This is a genomic window from Leptolyngbya sp. Heron Island J (assembly GCF_000482245.1).
Classification (GTDB): Bacteria; Cyanobacteriota; Cyanobacteriia; order Phormidesmidales; family Phormidesmidaceae; genus Leptothoe.
Genome location: NZ_AWNH01000097.1, coordinates 44,267 through 54,236, shown reverse-complemented (window position 1 = coordinate 54,236; position 9,970 = coordinate 44,267). Strand labels below are relative to the sequence as shown.

Here is a 9,970-nt window from a genome sequence, read left to right as displayed (position 1 = left end):
AATCCAAACTGGGGGGTCCCTAGAGCTAACCAAGCTCGGTCGGAGAACAGCGGATTGCGCCTGATGAGCTACCTGCCCCATCCAACGACTAGCCTCGACAGTATCAAAGGTGTTGCCATCGGTGCAACGCAACCTGAATTAACAAGGACAGAGTCGATAGTGGATGGAGTTGACGATTGTCCGATAGGAGCCTCTATCTCATGTCTCTTCCGTGCTTAGGAATCGATGTTGGCAAGCATAAACTGTATGCGGCCTTACTGCTGAGAGCTGATAAGAAGCCGAAACGAAAGACTGTGAGTAATGATGCCTCAGGGCACCAAGCGTTAGTAAACTGGCTGGCATACCATCAAGTGGAGCGTGTTCACGCCTGCGTGGAAGCGACCAGTACCTATGCTCATCCGGTGGCTCGCACTCTCCACGAGCAGGGGCATGTGGTCACCATCGCTAATCCTAAACAAATCAAAGCCTATGGCGAGAGCCTATTGGTGCGGACAAAAACGGACCGGGTGGATGCGAGCCTTATTGCGCAGTTCTGCTTCGAACGCAAGCCGCGAGCATGGACACCACCGGCTCCTGAGGTGGACGCATTGCAAGCGCTTGTTCGTCGTTTGGATGTGCTTGAGAAGATCATGAGTCAAGAACGAAATCGATTGGAAACCACCCCTGAGGAGCTGGTGGAGGCTATCAAGCGACATCTGGAATTTCTTAAGGGCGAGTACAAATTGCTGTTGGAAGAAATTAAACACCACATTGACCGTCACGACCATCTAAAAAAACAACGCGATCTGATTACCTCGATTCCCGGAATTGGCGACAAAACAGCGGCGATTATTCTGGCTGAGGTTGGCGATATCCGGTTCTTCAAAAGTGCTCGACAACTGGCGGCTCATGCTGGTTTAACGCCCAAAAACCATGATTCTGGTAGCTCTATCCACAAGAAACCTAGACTCTCAAAAATGGGTAATGCGCGATTGCGAAAAGCCTTATATATGCCAGCGTTAGCGTCCATTAATCACAATCTTGTGATTGCTCAGTTTCGGGACCGTTTACTGGCAGCCGGAAAGCTCAAAATGCAGGTGGTCGGTGCAATTATGCATAAATTGATTCGATGGGTCTTTGGGGTATTACACTCGGGGCACCCTTTTGATGCCAACAAAGCACTCGCTGCTCAGGCTTGACATTCACAAGAGCACACAGTATCTCCGAGTTCACGCTTGGTCTGAACTCATGTCGAAGCCCACCACCAAGAAAGGCTTATTTTCTTAAAGAAGAAAAGTCTAATAACAGGGGCTGTAGAGACATTCAAAACTTGTTCAGGCCCCCAGACTTGGGGATTTGGGGGCCTGAACAACCTGAAATCACTTGGACAGCCGACCTTACGACTCCGCTCAGTCCTCTAATACTCGCCTTGAGGACTATGGATTTTATTGATGTCTCGGTCCTTATCTTCATGCATACGCCTAACTTACTTGCAGGCTATCAACACCACTGATGACCGTTCATCTACTTTATACACCGACGAGTCCACTTTTGTCGCCTTTTCCACACAACAAAAATCATCCGGAGACTCCAACGCCGTATCAACCACCCGTCGCCAGTGACCCTTACCACCCAACGATGGCAGCTCAAACACCAAGGGTTGATAAAACGCATTCAGCATCACATGCAAACTCTCGTTAAACTTACCGTAGCGCAGCGTAAACGCCAGACTATGGGAATCATAGCTCCAGTCCGGCAGGCCCAATCGAGTCCCATGCCAGGTAATCGCCGGTTCCGTAATCGCCTGGGATGTCGCGACTAGATGATGATCGTGGCGAAAAACCTGCAGATTTTGAATAAACTCAATGAGACCCTGCACAAAGTGCAGAAAATCAGCCTGGGTAGTCACATTATCCCAATTAAACCAGCTGATCGGATTATTTTGGCAGTAAGCATTATTGTTGCCTAGCTGCGATCGCAACGTCTCATCCCCCATCAACAACATCGGTGTTCCTTGAGACATCGCCCACAGCACCAACAGATTTTTCGCCTGTTTTAGCCGCAGCTTTTGCACCGCCAGATCGTCCGTAGGGCCTTCTATACCACAATCCCAGCTCCAATTATCATTCGCCCCATCACGATTCTCTTCACCGTTCGCCAGATTGTGCTTATAGTTGTAGCTCACCATGTCATATAGGGTAAAACCATCATGACAGGTAACAAAATGAACGCTGTAGTTAGGACTTTTCCGATTGAGAGCATAGAGATCGGGACTACCCACAATCCGATCGGCTAATGCCCGGATCACTCCGCTATCTCCTTTTACAAACCGGCGAATATCATCGCGATAGGGACCATTCCATTCAGCAAAGCGCTCCCCAGCAAAATGACCCACCTGATATAAACCTGCTGCATCCCAGGCCTCAGCAATGATTTTGGTACTGGCCAACGCCGGATCGGTGTTAATCATCCACAAGAGGGGAGGATTCACCAACGGTTCTCCCGTCACCCCGCGAGAAAGCACCGAGGCTAAATCAAATCGAAAGCCATCGATATGCATCTCAGTCACCCAATAGCGGAGACAGTCGAGAATCAGGTAACCGCTAATGGCACTAGTTTTTAGCGTGTTACCACAGCCGCTATAGTCTTTGTAATAGCCTTTACAGGCTTGATCAAGGATATAGTAATCTTCGTTACCAAACCCCTTGAGCGATAATGTTGGCCCCTGATGATTGCCCTCAGCAGTATGGTTAAACACCACATCGAGAATTACTTCGATGCCAGCTCGGTGAAAGGCTTTTACCATGTCTCGAAACTCATTGACAGGCCCTAACTTGTCCTGACGAGAACTATAACCACGGTGGGGAGCAAAAAAAGCAACTGGGCTATAGCCCCAATAGTTAGTCAGTCCCGCTGGCGCATCGGTGGCATCAAACTCTTGCACCGGCATGAGCTCCACAGCCGTAATGCCCAAAGATTTAAGGTAGGGAATCTTCTCAATCAGTCCCGCATAGGTGCCCCGTTTCTCGACTGGTAGCCCTGATGATGCATGTTGGGTGAACCCACCCACATGCAGTTCATAGATAATAGTTTCAGCATAGGGGGTACGAGGATGCAGATCGCCTTCCCACTCATACTTGAGCGGGTCCACCACCACTGCCCTCAATGCCTGGGCACAGTTGTCGGAGTCGTCAGTGGCGGCCTGGCGAGAGTAATTTTGCCAACCGACCACTGAACGAGCATAGGGATCAAGCAGCACCTTATTAGGGTTAAATCTTGTCCCCTGGGATGGATTGCACGGTCCCGTCACCCGATACCCATAGACTTGTCCCGCTGACACACCAGCAATAAATACATGCCAGTAGTGGAAGGTCTGATTGATATCGGGTGACAGACGAATAGTCGTCTCAGGTTTGGGACTCTCAGGTGATTCAAACAGCAAGAGGTCTACTGCTGTGGCACCCCGAGCGTAAACACAGAAGTTTACACCGCCATCCCGCACCATTGCTCCTAGGGGAAAACAATCACCGGGTTGAATCACCAAATTCATTACTAAATCATCTAACCTCCTGTAGAGATTTAGCAGCTGGCTGCTCCTGAGGAGAATCCATAGGGGCTATGGACAACACGGTCCGACCCCGATAAGCGTCAATGAACAGCGATTTCAGATCCCGAATAAGCGGATAGCGGGGATTGGCCCCAGTACACTGATCATCAAAGGCCTGTTCTGACATCAGGTCTAAATTGGCAAAGAAGGTTTGTTCATCAGCCTCTAGCACATCACGCAGGTTGTCAGGAATATCCAGCTGCTGTTTGAGATTCTCGATGGTCTCAATCAAACGATCTACTTTGTCATCATCGCTATCGCCTGCTAGACCCAGGGTATCGGCAATAGTGGCATAACGAGCCTTGGCCTGGGGATACTCATACTGCGGGAAAATCGCCTGCTTAAAGGGAGCATCGGTGGCGTTATAGCGAATCACATGGGAAATCATCAGAGCATTGGCTAACCCATGGGGCACATGGAAGGTGGACCCTAGCTTATGGGCTAGGGAATGACAGATGCCCAAAAACGCATTGGCAAAGGCCAGACCGGCAATCGTTGCGGCATAGTGGACTTTCTCACGGGCTTCTGGATCATCGGCTCCATTGTGATAGGCCCTGGGTAAGTATTTCACCAATAGGGAAATCGCTTCGAGGGCTAACCCATCGGTAAACTCAGTGGCTAATACTGACACATAGGCTTCCAGGGCATGGGTGAGGGCATCCACGCCACCATAGGCCGTCAGCCTCTTGGGGGTATGGCGCACCAGTTCTGGGTCGATGATGGCCATGGTCGGGGTGAGGGCATAGTCCGCCAGGGGATACTTGATACCGACGCGATCATCGGTAACAACCGCAAAGGGAGTGACTTCAGACCCGGTACCCGAGGTGGTGGGAATCGCCACCAAAATGGCTTTGTTACCCAGGTCGGGCAGCTCATACACCCGCTTACGGATATCCATAAACCGCATGGCGAGACCGTCGAATTCGACTTCGGGGTGTTCATACATCAGCCACATGACCTTGGCGGCATCCATGGGAGAACCACCGCCGAGGGCGATGATCACGTCTGGCTGAAAATGTTTAATTACCGCTAACCCTCTTTGCACCGTAGAGAGACTGGGATCGGGCTCAACTTCGGAGAACACATGGTACTCAATATTGAGGGTATCGAGGGTCTGGGTGATCTCTTTGGTAAAGCCCATCTCGAATAGGGGCCGGTCGGTGACAATAAAGGCTCGTTTCTTGTTGGCTAAATCTCCTAGGGCAACAGGAATACATCCGGCTTTGAAATAGATTTTGGGTGGTACTCGGAACCACAGCATGTTCTCACGGCGCTCGGTGACTGTTTTGATATTGAGCAGATGCTGAACGCCAACATTTTCTGAAATGGAGTTGCCACCCCAGGTCCCACAGCCCAGGGTCAATGAGGGATCTAGCTTAAAGTTATAGAGATCGCCGATGGCACCTTGAGAAGATGGGGTGTTGATCAAGACCCGTGATGTGGCTAGTTCAAACTCAAAGTGGGTGATGCGATCGCTATTATCCGGATTGGTATACAGTACCGACGTATGACCACGTCCAGCAAAGTTGACCAATCGTTTTGCCTGGTCTACTGCATAGGTAAAATCATCCGCCCGGTAGAGGGCTAAGATCGGAGAGAGTTTCTCATAGGAGAACGGCTCTTCTGGACCAATATCATCCACCTCAGCAATTAATAATTTGGTGCCTTCCGGTACGCCGAGATTAGCGAGTTCTGCTAAACGCTCCGTGGACTGACCGACAATTGCTGGATTCAGGCGGCCCTCCTTGAGAATCAGCTGGGCCATCCGCTGCCGTTCTTCGGCATTGAGGAAATAGGCTCCTCGCTTTGTAAACTCTTGCTTGACAGCGTCATAAACATCACTCATAACGACGGCAGATTGTTCTGACGCACAAATCATGCCGTTATCAAACGTCTTACTCAGCAAAATGGAGCTAACCGCCATCTGAATGTCGGCTGTCTCATCAATCACCGCCGGAGTGTTGCCAGCCCCCACACCCAGGGAAGGATGACCAGAGGAATAGGCCGCCTTAACCATGCCGGGGCCGCCAGTGGCCAGAATCAGCTTAATTTCAGGATGCTGCATCAGCGCCTGGGACAGCTCCAGGGTCGGGGTATCAATCCAGCCAATCAGATCGGCAGGTGCTCCAGCCTGCACAGCCGCATCATGAATCACTTTGGCAGCGGCAATGGAACAGGCTTTAGCTCGTGGGTGGGGAGAGAAAATGATGGCGTTGCGGGTTTTGAGACACAGCAACGCCTTAAATAGGGTGGTGGAGGTGGGGTTGGTGGTGGGCACAATGCCAGCAATCAACCCAATCGGCTCAGCAATTTTTTGGATGCCATAGTGGGGATCGGAAAAGATGACATCACAGGTCTTTTCGTGTTTGTACTTGTTGTAAATATATTCAGAAGCAAAGTGATTTTTAATCACCTTATCTTCCAAAACGCCCATGCCGGTTTCTATGACAGCGTGCTTAGCTAGGGGAATACGGGCATTGTTGGCCGCAATAGCAGCTTGCTTAAAAATTTTATCTACCTGCGCCTGACTCAGGTGCGCATAGAACTCTTGGGCAGCTTTAACGCGACTAACGAGAGCTTCTAACGCTTCAATAGTATCTACCTGTGTCATTGTTGACCCATTAGTTGACCCATTATTAGAGGCGGGAACATTGTTAGCAGAAACAGAGGTTATATCCATGGTGAATCCATCCTTATACTGAATGCTCAGGGCCGTAACTCGAATTAAGGTATCTGTTTAATCCACTACACACGTGCATAGAAGACCTAAATACAAAACTGTTGAGTGGAGGTTAACTTTCGACCCGTAAGCCGTATCTGAGAAAAATATCTTTAACTTGCTGAACTTGATCCGCCGTGGGGGGCAACACATCTTTGAGTTTATAGTCAAACCCTAGTTGTTCCCATTTATAGGCCCCCATTTGATGAAATGGTAGAATCTCTACCCGCTTAACGTTTGTCAATTTTGAAACAAACTGGGCTAATCCTTCAACATTGTTAACAGAATTGGTGAGGCCGGGTACGAGAACAAAGCGAATCCACGCGGGTATTTGCATCTCGTTCAGATAGCGGGCCAGACGTAACGTGGGTTCAAGAGAAACCTGGGTCACCTGATGATAAATATCAGGATCAAAGGATTTGATATCTAGCAATACCAGATCTGTGTATTGCAGCACGCGCTGGGCGGCTGATATCTCAGAAAACCCAGAAGTGTCTAGCGTAGTATGTAATCCTTGCTGTTGACAGGCTTTAAAGAATTCCGTAACAAATTCTGGTTGTAGTAACGGCTCGCCGCCGGTGACGGTGACGCCGCCCCCAGAGCTATCTATATAGGCACGATAGCGTAAGATATCGGTTAACAACTCTGATACAGTCACGACTTTGCCACCCGTAATCTCGCGGCAGTCGGGGTTGTGACAGTAGAGGCAGCGTAGGGGACATCCCTGGGTAAACACCACATATCGAATGCCAGGTCCATCGACGGTGCCACAGGTCTCAACGGAGTGAATCCGACCTGTTTGAGTTGAGCAACTAGTTCGCCGCTGCAGCTGATTCACCATAACCGGGATATCCTTGAATAATTGCAAACGACTGTCGGAATTACTAAACGTTGTGCAGACTTCCAATCCTGGGGAAGAGTAGGCGCACAGTCTTTAGAAGTAGTGATTTTGAGAACCTCAGAATCGGATGGTTAATTGGAATTGTCGGCTCTTGAGGATGATTGGGGCCTGAGCTCATCTCTAAAACCCCAATCATCAATCCCTCTAAAATCGGCTGTGGAAGGTGCGATTGACCACATCCATCTGCTGTTCTCGGGTGAGCTTGATAAAGTTCACGGCATAGCCCGAGACTCGAATCGTTAGTTGAGGGTACTTTTCGGGATGATCCATGGCATCCAGCAGGGTCTCACGGTTCAAGACATTGATATTAATATGCTGTCCCGTATTGTGGAAATACCCATCCAGGAGACCTACCAGATTGTTCACCTGGTCTATCTCCGACTTGCCTAACGCCTCAGGTACGATTGAGAAGGTGTAGGAAATGCCGTCTTGGGCATGGGCATAGGGTAGCTGGGCAACAGATTCGCAAGCTGCGATCGCACCTTTGGTATCTCGACCGTGCATGGGATTGGCACCGGGAGCAAAGGGCTCTCCGGCTTTGCGGCCATCCGGTGTGCTGCCAGTCTTTTTACCATAGACCACATTGGAGGTAATGGTCAGAATGGACTGGGTGGGCACCGCATTGCGATAGGTTTTGTTCTGACGGATGTGCTCCATAAACTGTTGAATCAGCTGTGATGCGATTGCATCAACCCGTTCATCATTGTTACCAAAGGCCGGATAGTCACCCTGAACCTCATAATCCACCGCCAATCCTGACGAGTCACGCACCACTTTCACCTGAGTATATTTAATTGCCGAGAGTGCGTCCGCCACCACCGACAGCCCGGCTATGCCACAGGCCATGGTGCGATAGACATCACGATCGTGTAATGCCATCTCTAGACGCTCATAGCAGTACTTGTCGTGCATGTAGTGAATCACATTAAGCGTGTTCACATAGAGCTTCGCCAACCAGGCCATAGTCTGGTCAAACTTGGCCACGACCTCGTCATAGTCCAAGATCTCAGATGCGATCGCGGCAGAGACCGGGGCAATCTGTTCCCCAGATTTCTCATCGCGCCCACCATTAATCGCATAGAGCAATGCCTTAGCCAGATTTACCCGCGCTCCAAAAAACTGCATTTGCTTACCGATGGGCATAGCAGAAACACAGCAGGCGATCCCATAGTCATCGCCATACTCTGGACGCATCAGATCATCGTTCTCATATTGAATGGAACTCGTATCTTTAGACACCTTGGCACAGAATTGTTTGAATGGGGTCGGCAGTCCTTCTGCCCATAACACCGTTAAATTAGGCTCCGGCGCAGCCCCCAGGTTATACAACGTCTGCAAGAAGCGGAAACTGGTTTGAGTCACCAGAGAACGCCCATCTAAACCCATGCCGCCAATGGACTCTGTCACCCACACCGGGTCGCCGGAGAACAGCTGGTTATACTCCGGTGTACGCAGAAAACGTACCATGCGCAGTTTCATGACAAACTGATCGATCAGCTCTTGAGCCTCAGCTTCCGACAGGCGACCTTGCTCAAAGTCACGCTGAATATAAATATCCAGGAAGGTAGATACTCGTCCCAAGGACATAGCGGCACCATTTTGTTCTTTAATCGCCCCTAAATAGCCAAAATAGGTCCACTGAACAGCTTCTTGAGCATTGATCGCAGGCTGGCTAATGTCGCAGCCGTAGGCTGCAGCCATATGCTGCAGCTCCTTGAGTGCCCGAATCTGTTCTGAGATCTCCTCGCGCTGCTGAATCACAGCCTCATCCAACGTATCTAGCTCAAGGGACTTCAGCTGCTGGCGCTTATCAGTGATCAGACGTTCACAGCCATACAGAGCAACTCGACGATAGTCACCAATAATGCGACCGCGACCGTAGGCATCGGGTAACCCGGTAATGATCCCAGCATGTCTTGCCCGACGCATCTCCTCGGTGTAGGCATCAAAGACACCATCGTTATGGGTCTTGCGATATTTTGTGAAAATCTCTAGGGTCTCAGGTGCAAGCTCATAGTCGTAGGCTTCCAGGGATTTCTTGACCACGCGAATCCCCCCTAAGGGCATGATCGCCCGCTTGAGGGGTTTATCAGTTTGCAACCCCACAATCTGCTCCAGTTCTTGAGCAATGTAACCCGGTGCATGGGCTGTTATCCCGGTTGGCAGTTGAGTATCCGTGTCTAAAATCCCACGTTCTCGTTCGCTTACCATCAGCTCTTTCACTTGCTCCCAGAGCTGTTGAGTTCGAACCGTAACTCCTGCTAGAAAATCACCCCGACCCCCATAGGGCTGGTAGTTATTCTGAATAAAATCCCGGACATTAATCTCCTGCATCCATGAACCAGCTGCAAACTGCTGCCATGCTGGCAGGGTTGCAAACTCTGCAGAATGTCTATTTTGTTCAGTCTTTACTGCTGTAGCCGTTGGTTTTATTGCACTAACTGCACTCATAAGTCTCATCCTCTTCAAGAAAATCGGTGGTCATTGGTTCAGAAGCTTGGTGTACAAACAACCCTATAGAATCTGAAAAAAAACAAAATTTTTCGAGTCTAAAAAGGATACTTAAGTAGCTAGGACATAGGGGACATAAATCAGCTCGATTCTCTTATAGAACATAAAAAAAGTGAACGCGTTTAACCTTTTTAGAATTGGTTCCAAAACCTTAGATTTTAAGGGTTTTATTTGATCTTTCCTTTTGATCTCCCCTAAAGAATTCAGGAGAAAGGGCGTTGCTATATCGGAGCGCCCATTTAGACTAGCGAAC

6 protein-coding genes are annotated in these 9,970 nt (G+C 49.6%); 2 read left to right on the top strand and 4 right to left on the bottom strand.

The genetic code is table 11. The annotated features are described in order from the left end of the window. Both N836_RS77720 and N836_RS65160 read left to right on the top strand, forming a co-directional pair. Positions 1-219: hypothetical protein (locus tag N836_RS77720; RefSeq protein ID WP_235071012.1), on the top strand; the 219-nt coding region annotated here is incomplete at its 5' end. Beyond that, a complete protein-coding gene (locus tag N836_RS65160) occupies positions 201-1,178 on the top strand; it encodes an IS110 family transposase (protein ID WP_023070498.1) in 978 nt (325 codons plus the stop codon). The genes N836_RS77720 and N836_RS65160, both read left to right, overlap by 19 nt. Positions 1,179-1,465: 287 nt before the next feature. Here N836_RS65160 and glgX read toward each other — a convergent pair whose 3' ends face one another. From glgX to pflB, 4 genes are all read right to left on the bottom strand, one after another. Continuing rightward, a complete protein-coding gene (gene glgX, locus N836_RS65155) occupies positions 1,466-3,529 on the bottom strand; it encodes a glycogen debranching protein GlgX (protein ID WP_023075570.1) in 2,064 nt (687 codons plus the stop codon). 7 nt (positions 3,530-3,536) lie between these two features. Continuing rightward, positions 3,537-6,266 (bottom strand): bifunctional acetaldehyde-CoA/alcohol dehydrogenase, encoded by a 2,730-nt coding sequence (gene adhE, locus N836_RS65150; protein WP_023075569.1) that lies wholly within the window; start codon positions 6,264-6,266, stop codon positions 3,537-3,539. 112 nt (positions 6,267-6,378) lie between these two features. Continuing rightward, positions 6,379-7,146 (bottom strand): pyruvate formate-lyase-activating protein, encoded by a 768-nt coding sequence (gene pflA, locus N836_RS65145; RefSeq protein WP_023075568.1) that lies wholly within the window; start codon positions 7,144-7,146, stop codon positions 6,379-6,381. A 204-nt stretch (positions 7,147-7,350) separates the two neighbouring features. Continuing rightward, positions 7,351-9,657 carry a formate C-acetyltransferase gene (gene pflB, locus N836_RS65140; protein WP_023075567.1) on the bottom strand — a complete coding sequence of 769 codons (2,307 nt, stop codon included), beginning with the start codon at positions 9,655-9,657 and terminating at the stop codon, positions 7,351-7,353. Positions 9,658-9,970 lie beyond the last annotated feature (313 nt).